Below are 16542 nucleotides of genomic sequence, written 5' to 3' on the forward strand. Positions count from 1 at the left end.
CAGCGCACTACTCGGTGGCCCAGGTTGCCGAACTGGTGGACGCGCTAAATCGAATTACCGATGAGCGCAGTCGGACGAATCGAAGCCTGGCAATGATTGCAAGGGAAGCTCGCGGGGAGACAAGTCCCCATAAAGTCCCCATGCAAATGAAAAACGGCTAGACGCTTTCGCATCTAACCGTTTGATGTACTGGCGCGCCCGGCAGGATTTGAACCCACGACCCCTTGGTTCGTAGCTCACCCTGCAAGCGTAACTTATTGTTTTAACTAAATACTACAGCGCCGCCCGTTCCCCATTTTGCGCTGTTTTGCCCGCTCTTGCTCCCTCCAGTCCCCAAAATCTCCCCGAGCAGTGGGGCAGGGCCGCTCGCGGTTGATCGGCGACGTTGCAGGTCAGGGTTCCCGGCAGGAATGTGTCTTATCAGTTCACAGATGGCTTCTTCGCCATGGTGTACCCCTGTGAAATAACTTCCATCAATCGAGTTAAGCCGACTTCCTGGTTTTCGCTGCTGAAGGCTTTGCCTTGCTCGTTGATGCCTTGGGAGCGCGTTCGGTTGCGGTCGATCCCGCTGACTTTCGAGTCGTTCTTCCCCCCAAGATGGAACCGGCATAGGCTGATTTTTGCCGGTTGGCTTCCTTCTTCACGAACGTGCCGCCCGGGATGCTGATGAAATCCAGCGCGGCGCGTGTAAGTAGGCCGGACCTGGTATCGCCGCGGCGCTTCGCCGCTATATCGATTTTTTGCAGCGCCCGCTTTGGGATGGTCACGTTGACGCGCTCGGCTGGGCCGAGCAGATCTTCGATATCGACGTCGACGAATGCCCAGGTGCCGCCAGCGTAGTCTTTATTTGTATGGTGCTCCTCGATCGATCGCGCGTCGGCGACATCGCCGCCGCTCTCGGTGACCAACTCGAGATGCGCAAAGATCGCTTCGCGTGCATTAGCGAACGCCTCGTCGAGCGTATCGCCGGCGGAAAAGCAGCCTGGAATATCGGGCACGGTCACGCCGTAGGCGGAGCCCTTTTCCTTGTGAATCACTACCGGGTATCTCATTTTCTCTACCTCTCTGGTCTTACCGGCTTTGTCCTACCTGTTCTGTACTGCCTGACTCCAATTACCTTACTTTAGCCCGGCCACCTTCAAAATGTTGTTCACTGTACCGATTGGAAGGTCCTTTTTTGGGTGCGGTACCGTAATCACTTCTTTGCGATCCGGGTGCTTGAACTGATGATAGCTGCCGACAATCCGGACTTCAACCCAGCCGGCCTTCGTTAGCATCTTGATCAGTGCTTTGCTATGCATGATGTGTATCATACACACTGACACGTGATTGTCAAAGACGACTTAGTGGGGATTCTTGTTGCTGGCGTGCAACTATCGAACACAGATGCTTGAATGGTTGGCGACGTAGTCTAAGATTACCGGTATGCGAAGGCTCAATGACGATATCGGCGTGACGATGCGAAAGTCCATGCGGTGAACGAGCACATGCGGCGCAAACGTGTCCGAGCCACAATGGACACCACCGTACTGCAAGCCGCCTCCCAAGAAGGATTGGAAGATGCATCGCTCGGTGACCTAGCAAGGATTGCGTGCAGCGTTTCGCGTTCTATGGAGGTGAACTATGTCTACCGTTATGGAATGCAAGCCTCAAGGGGGAAACGATCAGAAAAAGCTCAGTCCGCCATGAGATTGTCGATTCCTGCAATGTCCGCCCGCCGAGCAATAGGGACCGCTCCGTAAATCTCTGGTACCCGATCATCCCGGACACGCCGTACCAGCATATGCTCGACATCTCGATCTCCGCGCCGTGGCCTTGGATGGTCCGCCGGGAGCCGGAGCACGGGAACTTGATGCTGCACGCTCATACCAGAGGGCTCGACAATGTAGAGGCTAGGTTCCAGATTCGATATCTGGTCGAGCGCACCGCGGTTACCCATAGGGTGCATCCCGACTGCGTCCGGCCGCTGCAATCCTCCGCGCTGTTCGAGCGCTGGCTGCGTGCCGAACAATTCGTCGACGTCGACGACAAAACTCATAAGTTGGCCCTCGAGGTGGTCGGCGCCAGGACAAACATGCTCGAGCAGGCGAGGCTGGTCTATGACTATGTCGCCAGCACTATGACCTATGACGCCGCACAGCAGTCATGGAAGGGAAGCACCGAGCACGCACTGGTGTGTTCGGCCGGAAACTGCAACGACATTCACGCGCTCTTCATTTCCCTGTGCCGCTCTCTGGGGATTCCGGCGCGTCTGATCCTCGGGCAGGCGTTCGAATCCCCACCTCTCGGACACGATGTATGCGAGCTATGTGGCTACCATTGCTGGGCGGAGTTCTTCGCACCCGGGTTCGGGTGACTTCCCGTCGACGCATCCTGCGCGTGCAAGTACGGCAAGCATCAGCTATTCGGTGACTTGGAGATGAATCACGTTGCCTGGTCCAAGGGACATCGTGTTGAGTCCCGCGCGTGAAGGCCGGCCCCTGCTCTTCTTCGCCGGCCCCTACGCCGAGCTCGACGGCTTGCCCCTTCCGCCCCTGGACCGGCATATCCGCTTCAATGAGATTTAATGGTGACCAAGCGCAGCGATGCGTCCGATCGGCCGCCCGCAATGTGGCAGGTGGGTCGATACCTCGTCATGTGGGTGATTGTTCTCGTTGGAATCGTGTTCCAGTATTTGCCTGCCGCCGCGGGCGAGAACCCCACGACGCAACCGGTGGATGCGGCTAAGCAACACGCGCACACCAATCACCTGATCGATTCCAACGACCCGTATTTGCTTTTGCACGCGCACAACCCGGTGGACTGGTACCCCTGGGGAGCTGAAGCACTCGTCAAGGCGAAGCGCGAGAACCGGCCGATCTTCGTGTCTATCGGCTACAGCACGTGCTACTGGTGCCACGTCGCGGAACGGATCATCTATTCCGATCCGGAAATTGCCAAGCTGATGAATGAATGGTTCGTCAACATCAAGGTCGACCGCGAACAACGTCCCGACCTGGACAGCATCTATATGTTGGCGACCCAGTTGATCACTGGGCGTGGGGGTTGGCCCAATAACGTGTTTCTGACACCGGACTTGAAGCCTTTCTATGCCGGAAGCTATTTTCCGCCGGCTGACGATGAGTTAGGCCGGCCAGGATTCCCCACTCGGCTCAAAGCTCTGCACGAGGCCTGGGTGAATCGGCCGCAGGAGGTGTTAAATCAGGCCGACAAGGTCTACCAAGCGATGCTTGAGGCGCGCAAGCGGACGGCGGCGGAAACGATGGCGTCAATCAGCCCGACGGATTGGTTGAGCAGCGCACGCGAGGCGATTCTGCAGGATTACGATGCAACCTATGGCGGCTTGGGTAGTGGCCCCACGAAATTTCCCCGCGAACCTGCCTTGACCCTGCTGCTGGCGGACCGCGAGATCAGTCGCCATCCGCAAGCATTGGCGGCACTCACGAAGACGTTGGACGCGATGGCGCTCGGCGGCATTCACGACCATCTGAGTGGCGGTTTCCACCGCTATAGCACGGAGCCGACTTGGTCGATTCCGCATTTCGAGAAGATGCTGTATGACAACGCCCAATTGCTCGGGATCTACGCGGAGGCCTATCGAATAACGCACAACGCGCTTTACCGGCAAGTAGCCGAGGACGTGGCGGACTATCTTTCGCGGGAAATGATGGCCCGGGGTGGCGGCTTCTATGCAGCGCAGGATGCCGAGGTCGCTGGCCGCGAAGGTATTAGCTATCTTTGGAACCAAAGAGAGATCGAATCGATCCTGGGCGAGGAAGCAGCCAAGCGTTTCTTCCTGATCTACGCCCTGACGCCGCTTCCGGAGCCCCATGGCAACAGCCTCCTTGCTGGCGCCGAAGGGGGAGTGCTGCGCGTACGCATGCCAATCGCCGAGGCCTTGCAACGGAGCGGCGGAAACAACATCAGCCAGGTGCTAGCTTCCTTGGCGCCGGCACGTGCCCAGTTGCTCGAGGCGCGCAATCGGAGGATTCAGCCTGCGCGCGACGAGAAGATTATTGTCGCCTGGAACGGCATGACGATCGTTGCGCTCGTTCAGAGCGGGGCTATATTGCAGAACGAGCGCTTCATCGGACTGGCGAAGCAGACGGCGGACCGGCTCTGGCAACAGGCCTTTGATCCGAAAACCGGCGAATTGAAACACGAGCTGTTTGGGGGGCGTGCTCAAATTCACGGTTACCTGGATGACTATGCATTGCTGGGGATTGCCTTTCTGAGCTTGGCGGATGCGACCAAAGAAGGCGTTTGGCGGGATCGCGCGGCGCAACTCGCCAATTCGATGCTGCGCCGTTTCTTGCAGGGCGACACCCTGACTACATCGATGGCAGCCAGCGATCTGCTCATCCCGCCACTGGATGACGGCGACCACACTGCTCCTACCGGCACCTCGGCGGCGATCGAGTTACTTGTGCGCATGCATAGAGTAACCCGCAATCAGGAATACGCCGATGCGGCGCTGCGGGTCGTGACGCGCTTGAGCGGCATGCTGCAGGAATACCCGAGCCAATGGCCCAGCGCAGTCGCTGCCCTCAACCGCTATCCTCTGCCGGTGCGCAGCGTTGCGAAGCGGGACACTCCGTCTCGATTGGCCCGCACCCCGTCGGCTCTGCCGGGCACTGCAGAACACGTCCACGCGGTCGGCAAGATACGCAGCACCGGAAATCACGACGAAATCAGGGTCACCGTCGTGATCGACGAGGGCTATCACGTTAACGCCAATCCCGCGACGTTCGACTATCTCATCCCCACCAGCCTGTCGGTCGACGGCGTGCCCGATCTGCGAGTCGAGTATCCGGCGGCAACGCTCATCAAGCCCCAGTTCGCCCCGGACGGGTTAAACGTGTACGAAGGCTCGATCTCGTTGAAAGGCGTGGCGCCAAAAGGGACTCTGCTGCGCCATGATCCGATCGTCGCCACGCTAAGGGTTCAAGCCTGCGACGACGAGGTATGCCTGCCCCCTTCGACGTTGTCGCTCAACATAAAACGCCCGTGATAGGTCTAGCCTCGCATGGCCTGCCGAACCCCGGGCGTCTGACAATTTCTTCATCGTACCGACGATTCGGCTCAAACTGCTCTTTCACCACCTACGCGCCCGCCGATAGGGTGGTGATGATAGGGCAGGACCGTGGCCGTTTGCCGTCTTCGCATTCGGCGATAAGGTCCTTGAGCAGACGGCGCATTCGACCAAGGTCGGACATCCGCGTCTCGATGACGGCAAGTTTGTGCTGCGCCAACAACCGTGTCTCCCGACAGCTCTGGCCGTCCTCGAGCAGGAGCAAGCCTTTCACTTCTTGCAACGTGAAGCCGAGTTGTTGCGCCCGCTTGATGAAACTTACGCGCCTCGCGACCGACGCTCCATAGCGCCGATGCCCACCCAGCGGCTTGTCCGGCTCGTCGAGAAGGCCGCGCCGCTGATAGTAACGGATTGTCTCGACGTTCACCCCTGCTGCCCGGGCGACCCGTCCGATCGTTAGTCTTTCTTCCATGAATTACCTCTTGATTCCGGACCATGGTACGGCATCTATGCTACTCCCGAGCCTCTCGACTTTTGGAGTTATGGACATGGTCGTACTTACTGGAAGAGGCACGCTGATCGCGGGTATCCTGGCCGCCATCGGGGCGTCGGTGTGCTGCGTTGGGCCGCTCGTGTTGTTGACGCTTGGCATCAGCGGCACATGGGTGGGTAGCCTGACGGCGATGGAGCCGTACCGGCCCGTCTTTATCGGGCTGACACTGCTGTTTCTCGGACTGGCCTTGCGCAAGCTCTATCTGCAGCCGCCGGTGTGCTCACCGGGCACACCTTGCGCCGATCCGCGCACGATCAAGCGCCAGCGGGTGACGTTCTGGATCGTCACCGTTCTGCTGCTCGGTCTGCTTGCGGCGCCCCTGGCCGCCCCCTTGCTGTACTGATCGGAGAAATCATGAAGCACCTACTCGCTGCAATTGCTGCTCTCATCATCACGTCGACTACGCCGGCTTTTGCGGGATCTCCCGAAACGGTCGTGCTCGATGTTCAGAACATGACTTGTCCCTTGTGTCCGATCACCGTCAGGAAGTCGCTGCAAAGGGTGGGCGGTGTCGTGGGTGCCGAGGTGGACTTATACCAACGTACTGCAACGGTGAAGTTCGACCCGGATAAAGCCAACATCGCCACACTGGTCAAGGCGACCACCAATGCGGGATATCCTGCGACGGTTCGCAAGTGAGCGTTTGATGAGCACGCTCATTCTTGAGTCCGTTATCACCTGCCCGCAGTGCGGCTTCCAGAAACAGGAAGTCATGCCTACGAATGCCTGTCAGTTCTTTTACGAATGCGCGGGATGCAAGACGCTACTGCGTCCCAAGGCAGGGGATTGCTGCGTATTCTGTTCATACGGGTCCGTCAGTTGTCCGCCGATCCAGGAAGCTCGAAGGTGTTGTTAACAGCAGATATTCGCAAAACACTCGCAGCAAAGTGCCAGACGTGATGCGCTGTCAAGTTGAACAGGAATTGAGGCAATGATTTAGATACCTGAGACGAGTCCGCCAGCAGTCGCCCGGCTCAGGCCTTAGCAGAGCGTTGCAACTCCCGCACTCGTAAATAGCACGGAAACGCGTCGGTGGGCATGGTCTTCGCGTTGGCAAAGCCACAGCGCGGACTGGTCAGCAAAGTTTCGAGCACGACCGCGGTCACGGCCGGGCTACTTGTGGACGGTGGACGGATAACCCGCGTCGGTGGTGGCCTTAACGAGAGCCTGTGTCGTTGCCTTGTCCGGGTCGAACCTGACTGTGGCGGTCTTCTTGTCGAGATCGACTTTCGCATCAGCGACGCCGGGCACTCTTTCCAGCGCCTTCCCGACCGTGATCGGGCAGAGCGGACACGTCATGTTCTGAACATCGAGCACGACCGTCTGCGGCGGGCCCGCCAGGACTGTGAGCGGGAGCAGGGCGAACATTAGAAGCGGCAATAGTTGGCGCATGGATTTCCTCTCTCCCTTAATTAGTAGAACCACGGCGCCAGCCACGGCACCGCCAGCAGACCGAGCAGCAGGGCCGCGACCGTCCAGAACGTCGCGCGCTGGCGCTTGATCGTGCGCGGATCGGCGCAAGGCGTGCCCGGCGCGCACACCTGCGGCTGCAGATAGAGCTTGCGAAACGCCAGCCCGAGAAACAGCAACGTCAGGCCGATGAACAGGGGTCGATACGGCTCGACCGCAGTAAGACTCCCAACCCAGGCCCCGCCGATGCCGAGCGCCAGTAGAACCAGCGGGCCGACGTAGCACACCGACGCGCCGATCGCGGCGAGCGCCCCAGCAATCAATGAGTTTTTCGCATCCAATGCGGCCATCTTGATCTTCTGCGCTCCAGATCAACTATCCCAGGTCACGCGCTGTTTGAGCAGGTCTTCGACCTTGCGCGTTCTCTCGGGCGAGTCGGTAACAATGCCGAGGCTGCCGTTGCGAAGCGCGATGACCACAACCGTGTAGCCATCCTTGGTACGGGGCTTGGATGTCGCCGACATCCGCTTCGGAATCAAGATCAACGTGGCGGTGCCATACGGCGTTTGTACCAGGATGTGTTGGGCCACCACACCATCGATCAGGCAGTCACCCAGGTGGCGCACCGATCCAACGGGTTGGTGGATCTGTCCGCCGTAACGAGCCATGGCCTGGTCGAACTTGGCCGGCTCGAAGTTGGCCGTGTCCCTGAACACCTCGGGTTCGGCGACGACATGAGCGATAAAGCGGTCGGCCGGTTCGTTGTGCTCACTCGGCAGGTTGAGCGCGATAGCCACTATCACTGACAGCACGAAGGCGGCCACCAAAACATGGGCGGATCGCCGCCCGCTTAGGGCGCTTTGGCGCAGCCCGAACGAGTTCCGCATCACCTCTAACATACGGCTCGCCCAACCAGGGCGCTGATGTCGCACGAGGATCTGCTCGGCCAGCCCCTCGGGGACGGCGAGGTGCACTGCCTCGTGCAGGCGCCGCTCGAATTCATCGATCTCGCGGGCAAATACCGCGCAGGCCGCGCAGCCACGGACATGCTCGATCAGCTCGGTGCTCGCGTCGTGGGGTACAGCCAGCTTGGCGCGACGGAAGGTCAGGCATTCCATTTCTTGGCTCCCTCAAAACCGCTTTCATTGCCTGTGTTCACCAGCCGCCGCAGCGTCTGGCGCGCCCGACACAGCCTCGTCATGACGTTCTGCTCGGTGATCCCCAGCATGTTTGCGATTTCCTTGCCGTTAAATCCGCCCAGCAACTGCAATACCAAAGGCTCTCGATAGATCTCGGGCAGGCTCTCCAGGCATTGCTGCAGCTCAACGCGCTCGCTTCCGCTGGTTACCGTTGCGGGCAGCTCATCGAGCTCGACTTCCAGCGTATCCAGCTGCTTGCGCTGGTAGGTGCTCGCGTGTTTGTTGCGCAAGATGCTGAACAGCCAGGCTTTCGGCGCACCCTGGTCGCGCAGGCTCTTGCGTGCGTTCCAGGCCGCAGCGAAGCACTCCTGAACCAGATCCTGAGCCTGCCAGCGGTTGCGGCACAGCCAGAACGCGAATCGATACAGGTCTGATGAATACGCTCGCACCATTCTCTCGAATTGACTTGAGTCCATGAGCGATCGGCCGGCTGGAATCCGTTTCTAAAGTTTATAAACGCTGCCCCGCCCAATGCTCGGAGCCCTCGAGCCGGTCGCTATGGTGCCGGGGGCGAATACGGTATTCCCGCGAATACGTGACGATCTCATGCTGTCCTCTGCAAACAGACAACGTCGGCTAACACTGAAGAAGCCGCCGCTCGGGCGGCGATCAGCAGGGCCGGATCTGCTTTTCATGTTGTGCTAGATAGCGGGCTTCCGAAGCAGTAGACAGGGACTGTGGCCGAAACCTTACGCTGAATCGGGTGGCAAGAATAATAGTGCGCCTGGGTCGTAAGGATTTCGGTTCTGGCCGAGTCTTCTCTCCAGAACGGGCGACGTGCCTGTTCTCAACCCAACCATACCAACCAGGAGGATTCATGAAACACTCGAACTTAATCGTCCACTCCGCCATCGCCAGCCTGCTCGCCGTCGGGCTCACGGCGGCCGGCAGCGCCTATGCGGAAAAGGAGGGGATGGAGAAATGTGCCGGCATCGCCAAGACGGGTAAGAACGACTGTGGCACCGGCAAGCACTCCTGCGCCGGTCAGGCCAAGGCCGACGGTGGCGACGAATGGGTGTACGTTCCCAAGGGCATCTGCGAGAAGATCGCCGGCGGAATGGTGGTCGCTTCCAAGAAGTGACACTACAGTAGAGTCGAATGACGCAACGCGCCGCACCAGCGCCGCGCGTGAGCGCAACGATCCCCGTTGCGGCGGGGATCGGTTTGCGCGCGCCGCACTATTGCGAGATTATCGACAGTCGCCCGCGCGTGGGCTGGTTTGAAGTGCACAGCGAGAACTACTTCGGCGCGGGAGGTCAGCCGCATGCCTTCCTGGAACAGATTCGCAGTCGCTATCCGCTGAGCCTGCACGGTGTGGGCCTCGGGCTGGGCTCTACCGAAGCACTCGACCTTCACCACCTCGGCCGCCTCCGCCGTCTAATCCAGCGCTACGAGCCGGGCCTTGTCTCCGAACACCTGTGCTGGAGCGCCGCGGGCGGGCGCCATCTCAACGACTTGCTGCCGCTGCCCTACACCGAGGAGGCGTTGGCGCACGTCTGCACCCGCGTCGAACAGGTACAGGATTACCTCGGGCGCCGGATCCTGATCGAAAACATATCGAGCTATCTGCGGTTTCGCCACTCCACCATCCCCGAATCGGCGTTTCTGGCCGAGGTCTCGCGGCGCAGCGACTGCGGTCTCCTGCTCGATGTCAACAACATTTACGTCAACGCGATCAACCACGGGTTCGACCCGACCGACTACTTGGCGGCGATCCCCGCGGATGCAGTCCAGGAGATCCACCTTGCCGGATTTGACCACAGCGGCGCCTGTCTGATCGATACGCATGGCACGCCGGTTTCGAGAGAAGTCTGGGCGCTCTACCGCGACACCATTCGGCGCATCGGCCCGCGTCCGACGCTCATTGAGTGGGACGCCGACATTCCGGCATTCGCCGTGCTGCTCAGCGAAGCGCGCAAGGCGGCCGCAGTCCTGGAGGAAATCCATGCTGTCGCTGTCTGAGGTCCAGCGTGCCATGGCTGCCGCAATCATCGAGCGCCAGGAAAACGCGCTGCGCGATTGGATCGTCGCGCCCGTGGACCTTGATGCCGCCGGCGCCCTCGACGTTTACCGCAACAATGTATTCGGTAATTATCGCAATGCCTTGCGGGACACTTATCCCGCGATCCGGAATCTCGTGGGTGACGCATTCTTCCATCGCGCCGCCGATGACTACGCCTCAAGCCAGCCGTCGCGATCAGGGGATCTCAATGACTTCGGCGGCGAGTTCGGGGGTTTCCTGGAGGCGTGGGCCCCGGCGGGTGGTCTGATTTATCTCCCCGGCGTGGCGCGGTTGGAGTGGGCGATCGAGCGCGCTTTCCACGCCGCCGACGCGCTGCCGGTGGATCTGCACCGCCTGGCCGAAGTTCCTCCGGAAGGGTTGCTCGGTCTGCATTTCGAGCTGCATCCGGCTTGCTGCGTGGTGTGTTCACCCTATCCGATTTGGCGAATCTGGCAGGCGAGCCAGCCTGGATTCGCCGGCGACCAGCAGGTGGCCCTGACCGAAGGCGCGGACCAGTTGCTGGTAACCCGCCGCGGCACCACAGTTGAGATCGAGCCCGTCTCGAACGGCGAGCGGGCCATGCTCGAAGCATTCGCGGCGGGCACGTCCCTGCAGCAAGCCCATGCGTGTGCGCTCGCGGCCGAGCCCGGCTTCGATCTGGGCGCATTCCTCCGGCACCATGCGCTGGGAGGAACACTTGTTGGATTTCACACCCCGACAGAGGAGTGAATCATGGTCAAGCGCTTAGCGCGCGTCGTATGCAGGGCGATGAACGCGCTCGATGTCCTCGCGCCTGTGTTCGATCTCCTTGTTCGGCTCTACGTGGCCCAGGTGTTCTTCAAGTCCGGGCTGGTGAAGATCCAAAGCTGGGACTCGACTTTGTCTTTGTTCGAGAACGAGTACACCGTAGCGCTTTTGACTCCTGACCTGGCGGCCTGGCTTGCCACCGCAGCCGAACTGTGTCTGTCGCCCCTCATCGCACTGGGTTTGGCGGGACGGTTTAGCGCCTTGGCCCTGTTGGTGCTGAATGTGGTCGCCGCCATGTCGTACCCAGACATCAGCGAATCCGGGATCAAGGACCATATCCTCTGGAGCTGGCTTCTCGCGATGCTGGCTTTGCATGGACCCGGGGTGTTCTCTCTGGACTTCGTGATCAAAAAACGCTTCTTTGGAACCACTGTCCGACCCGCCTTGATTGACCCGAAGAGCCACCTATTCGCTCCGGTGCCACGAGAGACGAGAACCGGGGAATAGGATCGGCGCGTCGCGCGACCAAATTACTTCGATGAAGAATGTTTGATGCTTTCTTCCAGAAGTTTTTTAAACCGCTGCTTGTCTCCCGTAATTCTTCGGGGGAGCACAGCGTATGCTTTCTTCACGTGGCCATTGGGAAAGTATTTTAAAGGCCTTACGTCGGAATCTTTGAATAACACGTCGAGAACTTTCGGCGGCAGTCTGAGGGCGGTGCCAAAACTTCCGCAAGAAATGAAAATTTTCCCATTGATGTACCCAGTGACTGCGCCGAAGCAATTTTTGAATTCCAATCGGTGTGTTGCGGCAAGCCGTGGTCTGGCTTCTCTTAGCAGTGCCGTCATTTCATCCAAATATTGAACGTTTTTCATGAGAATTGGCAACCTATCGTAGGAGCAAGCCCTCTACCCTGCAAAGGAGACCCCTGCTGGCTATATCGGCAATATCGAGAGCCGCAATAGGTAATGCCGGCCCACACCGCTCCGAGCGTTTTGCAACAAGGCGTCAGGCCAAATCGCGCAAGAATTTCAGAAGAAGCGGTGTATCGAAAACTGAAACGTTGAAGCGCATCCAGGCGGACCGCTCCAGATGCGGCCGGAATACGGCGCCCGGCGCGAGAATGATTCCCTTCTTGTACGCGCGGTTCGACAACTCTGCTGAATCCTCGATCTGGGGAAACCGGGCCCAGACGAACATTCCAGCGGAGGGCTCGACGAAGACCTTCATGCCGATTTCTTCCATTGTCTTCAGAGCGTGCGTACGCGCCACCCCAAGGCGCTCCCTCAGGCGCTCGAGAAACTTCCGGTAGTGGCCCTCGACCAGCATCTGATAGACCAGACGCTCGGCCATTTGCGAAGAGGTGATGCAAGACAGCATTTTCATGTCGGTAATCTTTTCCGCGAGCTCTCGTCGGCAGGCGACGTAACCGACTCTTAGGCTTCCCGACAGCGTCTTGGAGAAACTGCTGATATAGATCACCCGATTCAGTTGGTCGAGCGTGGCGAGCCGCTGGGTCGGCGCCGGTTGCAGGTCACAGAACACGTCGTCTTCCACAACCAGAAAGTCGTGTTTTTCCGCGGCTTGCAATACGCGAAACGCAACCGCTGGGCTCATGTCGCTGCAGGTGGGGTTTTGCATCACTGACTGGGTGAAGTACAGTTTCGGCCGGTGCGTTTCCGCCAGAAGCATCAGCGCCGCCGGGTCCGGGCCATCTGGATTGCGCGGCACGCCGTACAATTTCACTCCGTGGGCGCGTAGATTGCCGAAAAAATTGTAGTAACCCGGATCGTCCACCAATACCGAATCTCCGGGCTTCAATAGAGCGCGCATCGTTAGATCGAGCGCCTGGCTTACCCCATGCGTGAGCACAATCTGCTCGGTTTCCGCCCCCACACCCAACTCCGAAAGTTTTACCTGAAGTTGCTGCCGCAGCGGCAGGTAACCCTTGGCGATGCCGTAGGCATGCAGATGCTGTGCGCCGGTCTGGGCGAGCGCGCGTAGATTGCGCCGCAGTCCAGCCTGATCCATCCAGTCGCCCGGAAGCCACGGGCCACCCGCCAGCACGCGCTCTTCGTGCTCGTCGAGAAAGCGGCGAAACAACCACACCACACCCACGTCATGGTCCGGTACGGATGGGGTTTCGGCCGATGGGTGGCCGTTAATTCGTCCCGCCGCGAAGAATCCGGACCCCGGCCGCGACCGCACGTATCCCATGGCAACCAGACGATCGTATGCCTCAACAACCGTAAACCGGCTGACTTTGTGATCCTTGGAAAAATTTCGAATTGACGGCAGACGTGACCCGGGCACGAGGGCACGACTTTCGATCTGTTCACTTACGCTGGCGACGATCTGCTCCACCAGCGGCTTGCGATCTCGTGGGTCGATGCTCAGAGACATCATGCGAATGGTCTCCTCTCGTTACGTTGGTGCAGCCAGCACTGTACCGGTCGTTCGACCGTGCCAGTTCACCAACTGTAAGGGACAACCGTACATGTCGTACGGCTCAAGTGTCCGCTATGGTCGGTACAGCGTCAAGAGCAGCAGGCGAGTCGCGATGTTGCGTCGCTTGAATTGAATATTGTCTTCGCATATAGGAGGTCGCATGAATAACCTGATTAGACGTCATTGGATGAAGGCGGTTGCCGCACTGGCCACAATTGCGATGCTGCCCTCTCGGATCATCGCCTCGGCCGAAGCCGCGGAAGACAAAAAATCATGGAAGGTTTCCGGCAACTATCTCGAATCCTGCAACTGCGCCTCCGCATGCCCTTGCGTCTTCGGTAGTGCGCCGACCGAGGGAAATTGCACGGTGCTGATCGGCTGGCACATCGACCAGGGACGCTTTGGTGATGTCAAACTCGATGGCCTGAATGCTGCCCTGGCCGTGGTCTCACCTGGGCACATGTTGCAGACAAAATGGCGGGTCGGGCTTTACCTTGACGAGCGCGGAAACCAAAAGCAGCGCGACGCGCTTGCCGCGATCTTCTCCGGCCAGGCTGGCGGCCACATGAGTGTACTCGCAGGGTTCATTGGCGAAGTCGTAGGTGTGAGGGCGGCAAAACTCGAATACACAGCCGATGGGGTACGGCGCGGGATGCGAATCGAAGGTATTGCTCAGATGGAAATTGAGGCGATGCAGGGTCAGGGTGGTGGAACGGTTCTGATAAGCGGAAATCCGGTCGCGGTGGTACCGGCAACACCTGCCGTTGTGGCGCCCTCCCACATCCTCAGCTATCGCGACTACGGGTTGTCCTGGGAATTGCTTGGCCGAAACGGCTTTTATTCGCCTTTCACGTACCAAGCCTGATGATGGGTAATGCAACCCGGATCGCGCGCGGGCTTCGAGCAGGAGATCGTGCGGCAGTGCTCGGCGTCCTCGCTGGGTTGGCCACTTTGTCGTGGGCCTACATGCTTCATATGGAATGGGGCATGCGCCATATGGATGTCGGCGCGGACATGGCGATCATGCCGGCGATGACCAACTGGGGCATTGCGGATCTGTGTCTGGTGCTTCTGATGTGGACGATCATGATGAGTGCAATGATGCTGCCATCGGCTGTCCCGATGGTGCTCGCCTACGTTGGCATTCAGCGCGCCCGCGGCGAAAATGCGCAGCGGCTAGTTAGCGCCAGCCTCCTCGTTATCGGCTACTTGATCGTATGGCTTGGATTTAGTCTCGCCGCCACAGTTCTGCAATGGGCGTTGCTAGAGACTGCACTGATCACTCCGATGATGGATAGCGCCAGCACAACTATGAGCGGGCTGTTCCTGATTGGTGCGGGCGTATTTCAGTTCACTCCGCTCAAACGCGCTTGCCTCATCGGCTGTCGCTCGCCGGTGCATCTTCTGCTCAGCGCATGGCAAGAGTCACAGTCCGGCGCAATTGCGCTGGGGCTTAAGAACGGGGCTACATGCCTCGGCTGCTGTTGGGCTCTGATGCTGCTGCCGCTCGCACTTGGCGTCATGGATCTACGCTGGATGGTGGCTCTTACTGGCTTCATACTGATCGAGAAGGCTTTGCCCGGCGGAGACCGGTTCGGACGGACTGTCGGATGGGCGTTGATCTTCTGGGGTGGAGTACTGCTCGTCAGACACTTTGTTTCGTAAGACGTCTGCACCCTGGCGGTCCTCGCGCTTTTCCTCCCAAATCTAAGTTGACTAAATAATATCCCGGAGGGCGATCCTCTTGCGTCATGAAAAGGATTGCAAATTCTTGTACGTCGGTTCGATTCCGGCTCACGCCTCCGAATTCTCAAGATACTTCGGAACTCCTGACTCAGGGGCGACGTATTTTTGAACGAAGTAGTGCGCTATTAGCCTTTAAGAGATCTTTCCTCGGCCAGCAATTCGTCGGCGCGTACGTCAACCTTTGCACTGCACTTGGCTGGGACTTTGTTCTGTTTTTCCTTCAGGGTTTTTCTCGGTATTGTCAACTTGCCGCTACCACTTCGTACAGACTTCAATCTTCACCGGTCGCGAGACCACTCAGCTCTACGAATCGGTCAATAGCGCAGCGCGTGCCCGTCGTTCCCTGAGGCCCCGCGCAGTCCACAGATCACTCGCCACGTCGCAAATTGCTTGATCATCTGACCTCGATAGTGGCATGCCCGCATCAGATGGCGTGCGCATCGAAAGTGATTCGAGACTTGTCCATGCGTGGACAGAAAGCGCTGTGCGTGCTTCATCGATTTGAAGCTACGCATTCGCCGTTCCCGTTCCCGCGTTGGTTGGTGGGAGTTCTCCGCTCGGTTGTTTACTCTGCCACCTCGCCGATGGTTGACCCCGGGCATCATTTCTTCGTGGGCCACGGTGTAGCTTGAGAGTTTGTCGGTAACAAGCACGCGCGGGCAATAACGCAATCCCTTGAGCAGCTTCCTGAAGAATCGTTTGGCAGCCTTGGCGTTGCGACGACTCTGCACCAGGATGTCAAGCGTTTCCCCGTCGTGATCCACCGCCCGCCAGAGGTAGACGAGCTGTCCGTTGATTCTGCAGAACACCTCGTCCAGGTACCAAGTATCGCCCATCCGACCTCTGCTTCGCTGTAGCCTGCGAGCGTAGTCAGCGCCGAACTTCAGACACCATCGGCGAATCGTTTCGTGGGAGACCACGACGCCGCGTTCCAGCATTAGCTCCTGGATGTCGCGTAAGCTCAGACTGAACCGATAATAGAGCCACGCGCAGTGGGCAATGATCTCGCGCGGGAAGCGGTAACCACCGTAACTCGGGGCTGTTAAGGTATCCATCTGACCATTGCATCAGCTCCAGGCCAAGTTGACAATACCCTGTCGAAAATGGAAAACAGAGTCAACTGATGGTGAAAAACAACAGTACATGGCCGTCCTCCGAGATCAATGACATCTCGGGAAAATCGCAGACAAGTCGCTTTTCGTTCAAGTCGACACCGCCCCAAAAACCTTGGAAGCCCGCTCTGGATAACGGTTTCCGGCAACTACCTACGTTCTTAACCGGACAGACTTGATGTAACATATGACCTAACGACGCCGGACTCTTGGGGAAACAGTCCGCTGTCATCCATAAGAAAAAATGGGGGCACCATCAAAAACAATAATAGGTTTGAACAATTCCTCAACTC

The 16542-nt window shown here is 58.8% G+C and carries 20 protein-coding genes; 10 read left to right on the forward strand and 10 right to left on the reverse strand.

The genetic code is table 11. The annotated features are described in order from the left end of the window. Positions 1-482: 482 nt before the first annotated feature. Together HY067_21465 and HY067_21470 are read right to left on the reverse strand one after the other, a co-directional pair. Positions 483-1052, reverse strand: a complete 570-nt coding sequence (locus HY067_21465; GenBank protein MBI3530524.1) for a type II toxin-antitoxin system HicB family antitoxin — start codon at positions 1050-1052, stop codon at positions 483-485. Positions 1053-1118: 66 nt separating this feature from the next. Continuing rightward, positions 1119-1301, reverse strand: a complete 183-nt coding sequence (locus tag HY067_21470) for a type II toxin-antitoxin system HicA family toxin (protein MBI3530525.1) — start codon at positions 1299-1301, stop codon at positions 1119-1121. A gap of 548 nt (positions 1302-1849) precedes the next feature. Here HY067_21470 and HY067_21475 point away from each other — a divergent pair. Further along, positions 1850-2356: a transglutaminase domain-containing protein gene (locus tag HY067_21475; protein ID MBI3530526.1), complete on the forward strand. Its 507-nt coding sequence runs from the start codon at positions 1850-1852 to the stop codon at positions 2354-2356. Positions 2357-2566: 210 nt separating this feature from the next. Further along, positions 2567-5011 carry a thioredoxin domain-containing protein gene (locus HY067_21480; protein MBI3530527.1) on the forward strand — a complete coding sequence of 815 codons (2445 nt, stop codon included), beginning with the start codon at positions 2567-2569 and terminating at the stop codon, positions 5009-5011. Between the two features lie 91 nt (positions 5012-5102). On the opposite strand, the gene merR is transcribed toward HY067_21480, so the two are convergent. Further along, complete coding sequence (merR, locus tag HY067_21485; GenBank protein MBI3530528.1) at positions 5103-5504, reverse strand: Hg(II)-responsive transcriptional regulator; 402 nt, start codon at positions 5502-5504, stop codon at positions 5103-5105. Between the two features lie 76 nt (positions 5505-5580). Between merR and HY067_21490 the strand changes: the two genes are divergently transcribed. Both HY067_21490 and merP (HY067_21495) read left to right on the forward strand, forming a co-directional pair. Continuing rightward, entirely contained in the window at positions 5581-5928 is a 348-nt protein-coding gene (locus tag HY067_21490; protein MBI3530529.1) for a mercury transporter MerT, read from the forward strand. Positions 5929-5939: 11 nt separating this feature from the next. Further along, complete coding sequence (gene merP, locus HY067_21495; protein MBI3530530.1) at positions 5940-6224, forward strand: mercury resistance system periplasmic binding protein MerP; 285 nt, start codon at positions 5940-5942, stop codon at positions 6222-6224. A 474-nt stretch (positions 6225-6698) separates the two neighbouring features. Here merP (HY067_21495) and merP (HY067_21500) read toward each other — a convergent pair whose 3' ends face one another. The 4 genes from merP (HY067_21500) to HY067_21515 are packed head-to-tail and all read right to left on the reverse strand — an operon-like array spanning position 6699 to position 8610. After that, positions 6699-6977 (reverse strand): mercury resistance system periplasmic binding protein MerP, encoded by a 279-nt coding sequence (gene merP, locus HY067_21500; protein MBI3530531.1) that lies wholly within the window; start codon positions 6975-6977, stop codon positions 6699-6701. Between the two features lie 20 nt (positions 6978-6997). Then, positions 6998-7345: a mercury transporter MerT gene (locus HY067_21505; GenBank protein MBI3530532.1), complete on the reverse strand. Its 348-nt coding sequence runs from the start codon at positions 7343-7345 to the stop codon at positions 6998-7000. A 21-nt stretch (positions 7346-7366) separates the two neighbouring features. After that, entirely contained in the window at positions 7367-8113 is a 747-nt protein-coding gene (locus HY067_21510) for a DUF3379 family protein (protein MBI3530533.1), read from the reverse strand. Further along, entirely contained in the window at positions 8101-8610 is a 510-nt protein-coding gene (locus HY067_21515; GenBank protein ID MBI3530534.1) for a sigma-70 family RNA polymerase sigma factor, read from the reverse strand. The genes HY067_21510 and HY067_21515 overlap by 13 nt, the downstream gene beginning before the upstream one ends. 401 nt (positions 8611-9011) lie before the next feature. Here HY067_21515 and HY067_21520 point away from each other — a divergent pair, with 401 nt between their 5' ends. From HY067_21520 to HY067_21535, 4 genes are read left to right on the forward strand one after another with little or no spacing between them, the layout of a single operon-like run. Beyond that, positions 9012-9275, forward strand: a complete 264-nt coding sequence (locus HY067_21520; protein MBI3530535.1) for a DUF2282 domain-containing protein — start codon at positions 9012-9014, stop codon at positions 9273-9275. Positions 9276-9292: 17 nt separating this feature from the next. Next, entirely contained in the window at positions 9293-10156 is an 864-nt protein-coding gene (locus HY067_21525; protein MBI3530536.1) for a DUF692 domain-containing protein, read from the forward strand. Further along, positions 10140-10925 (forward strand): putative DNA-binding domain-containing protein, encoded by a 786-nt coding sequence (locus HY067_21530; GenBank protein ID MBI3530537.1) that lies wholly within the window; start codon positions 10140-10142, stop codon positions 10923-10925. The genes HY067_21525 and HY067_21530 overlap by 17 nt, the downstream gene beginning before the upstream one ends. 3 nt (positions 10926-10928) lie before the next feature. Next, positions 10929-11450, forward strand: coding sequence for a DoxX family protein (locus tag HY067_21535; GenBank protein MBI3530538.1), 522 nt, complete (start codon positions 10929-10931; stop codon positions 11448-11450). Positions 11451-11473: 23 nt separating this feature from the next. Here the strand turns inward: HY067_21535 and HY067_21540 are convergent, their stop codons facing one another. Then, on the reverse strand, positions 11474-11818 hold the full coding sequence (locus tag HY067_21540; GenBank protein ID MBI3530539.1) for a hypothetical protein: 345 nt from the start codon (positions 11816-11818) through the stop codon (positions 11474-11476). Between the two features lie 133 nt (positions 11819-11951). Continuing rightward, positions 11952-13349, reverse strand: a complete 1398-nt coding sequence (locus HY067_21545) for a PLP-dependent aminotransferase family protein (GenBank protein ID MBI3530540.1) — start codon at positions 13347-13349, stop codon at positions 11952-11954. Between the two features lie 262 nt (positions 13350-13611). Here HY067_21545 and HY067_21550 point away from each other — a divergent pair, with 262 nt between their 5' ends. Together HY067_21550 and HY067_21555 are read left to right on the forward strand one after the other, a co-directional pair. Continuing rightward, positions 13612-14256: a DUF1326 domain-containing protein gene (locus HY067_21550; protein ID MBI3530541.1), complete on the forward strand. Its 645-nt coding sequence runs from the start codon at positions 13612-13614 to the stop codon at positions 14254-14256. Positions 14257-14312: 56 nt separating this feature from the next. Then, positions 14313-15056, forward strand: a complete 744-nt coding sequence (locus tag HY067_21555; GenBank protein MBI3530542.1) for a DUF2182 domain-containing protein — start codon at positions 14313-14315, stop codon at positions 15054-15056. A 395-nt stretch (positions 15057-15451) separates the two neighbouring features. On the opposite strand, the gene HY067_21560 is transcribed toward HY067_21555, so the two are convergent. Next, positions 15452-16192 carry an IS6 family transposase gene (locus HY067_21560; protein MBI3530543.1) on the reverse strand — a complete coding sequence of 247 codons (741 nt, stop codon included), beginning with the start codon at positions 16190-16192 and terminating at the stop codon, positions 15452-15454. Between the last annotated feature and the right edge of the window lie 350 nt (positions 16193-16542).

It is taken from the genome of Betaproteobacteria bacterium (assembly GCA_016194905.1).
Taxonomy (GTDB): domain Bacteria; phylum Pseudomonadota; class Gammaproteobacteria; order Burkholderiales; family JACQAP01; genus JACQAP01.